Source organism: Saccharopolyspora sp. (genome assembly GCF_017434145.1).
Taxonomy (GTDB): Bacteria; Actinomycetota; Actinomycetes; order Mycobacteriales; family Pseudonocardiaceae; genus Saccharopolyspora_C; species Saccharopolyspora_C galaxeae.
In genome coordinates, this window is record NZ_JAFRFW010000816.1 from 1 (window position 1) to 2,161 (window position 2,161).

Consider the following 2,161-nt stretch of genomic DNA (forward strand, 5'->3'; position numbering starts at 1 on the left):
GACTCCGAACGGTCGCCGGACCGCAACGGCGACGGCGATACGGGCCGCGACGGCGACCGGCAGGACAACAGCGGCGACCGGCAGGAAACCAGCGACAAGCCGGAAACCCCGATGTCCGCGGACGAGATCCGCGAAGCGCTGCCGGAGTACATCCGCGACGGCCAATCGCTCGGCCCGCTCACCCCGAGCGGCGCGACCCGCAGGCCCGAGCTGTCCGGGGAGAACACCCGCGACCTGCCGTTCACCGGCCCGGACGTGGTGGCCTCGCTGAACAAGCTGCTGCCCGGGAAAGCGGGCAAGTGGGAGGACGTCCACCTCGCGCAGAAGCAGATCGACAACGAGCCGCAGTCGCTGGTCGGCGAGGGCGACACCTTCATCGTGCGCAAGGGCGGCGAGTACTACGAGCTGGGCGTCAAAGCCACGCCGCTGTGGGACCGGGTGCGCCCGATGAAGACGGTGCTGGATGCCGATATGCGGGCGAGGACGATCCCGGTCAACAACATCAGCGACTTCACGCTGGCCGACCGCATCGACGTCTCGCGGGACGGGACGTTCAGCCCGCAGCTGGCTTACACCGCGATCCCCGGCCTGTACGTGTACGTCAACCCGACGGTGCCGTTCACGTATTCGGAAAGCGCCACGTCGAAGCACACCGCCAAGTTCGGCGCCAGCAACAGGTTCGATCTGAAGAACCTGCAGGACGTGGAAGTGCCGATGCGGTTCGACTTCACGTTGCGCGGCAAGCACGGCGAGCGCGTCATCCCCAGCGGGGTGCTGCCCGATGTGGACCCCGCGACGCAGCGGTTCCGGCCGTTCACGATCACCGACGTCGGCAACGTGGCGCTGCGAGTGCCGGTCGGGCTCGACAGCGGGAGGTGGCTCGGGAACCTGCTTGCGGCCGAGTACGCGCGCGGCGACAGCTACGCGTCGCCGCTCGACGCCGGACGGCTGGAGAACCTCGGTGCAGCGGGCGTGCACCGGCTCGGGCAGCTCGGCGACGCCGGGCGGCGGGCGATCCGCGACAGCGACGTGATCGGCTACACGATCCACACCGAGCCGTTGCGCGGATCGTTCTTCGAGCAGGTCAAGGCGCGGCTGGACCGGAAGTACTCGCAGGAGACCGATGTCGGCGCGCACGGCCGCCCGGTGCTGGCGAACTTCCTGCACGGCAGCAACATCGCGGCCCTGCTGCCGAAGATGGCGGTGTTCGACGGTGCGCACCCGCAGGACGGGTGGACCCGGAGCGACGACGAGATCTACCGCGGGCGGGGACTGTCGAAGTTCCGCACCCAGCCCGGCACCCGGGTGGAAATGCGTGCCGTCGCCAAGTGGATCAAGTTGGCCGGCGAGCAGCCCGACCTGCGCAACCGCAACGCCGGGATCAGCAACTCCGGCCGCGCGGAGACCCGCAGCGCGGGCCGCAGCGACGGGGTCAACGTCGTGGCCGGTCCCGGCGGCGAAGTGCTCGGGCACCGCGCCATGGCCGGGCCGAACGTCGGCTTCAGCCGCGGCGCGAACCACGCGCAGGAGGTCAGCGGCTCGACCGAGGTCGCGAACACCCTGGAGAAGACCGGTGACACCGTCGGCCAGCAGCTCGCCTTCGAGATCCAGGTGCGCGAGCTGGGCGGCCGTCCGTTCACCTTGGACGGTCTGTTCGTCGCCGACATGCTGGGGGACCTGCCCAGCGGCCGGGAAGCGGGGCTGTTCGACGGCACACCGCTGGCGGCCCGGCACCAGCCGGGCGAGTTCCGCTCCGGTGCCGACCGCACGCACTTCCTGCCGGAGTCCGTCGAGAACGGACACGCCTTCGTCGGCGACTTCGCGGAGTTCCCGGTCGGGCGGGAACTGTACGACCGGCTCGCGGATTTGCTGCGCGAAGTGCCGCTGCGCGGGAAGCGGCTGGACAGCAACATGTTCGTGGGGCGGTTCGACGACCCGGACTTCGCGAAGGGGCTGTCCGCGAGGATCTCCGAGGCGCTCAAGCGGGAGCAGGACCTGGCCGGTGTGCTCGCCGATGAGCAGGTGTTCCAGCAAGTCGCGCCGCTCCTGCTGGGCGAGGGGCTCTACTTGCCGGTGTACGCGAAGGAGTTCGCGCACGACTACGTGTCGATGATCCGGTTGTCGATGGATTTCGACAACGTCCGGGACGGCGATCCGCTCC

The 2,161-nt window shown here is 69.7% G+C and carries 1 protein-coding gene; it reads left to right on the forward strand.

The features are described 5' to 3' along the window. Positions 1-2,161, forward strand: a 2,161-nt coding sequence (locus IJH84_RS22090; protein ID WP_295148493.1) for a hypothetical protein, incomplete at both ends; no start/stop codon positions are given.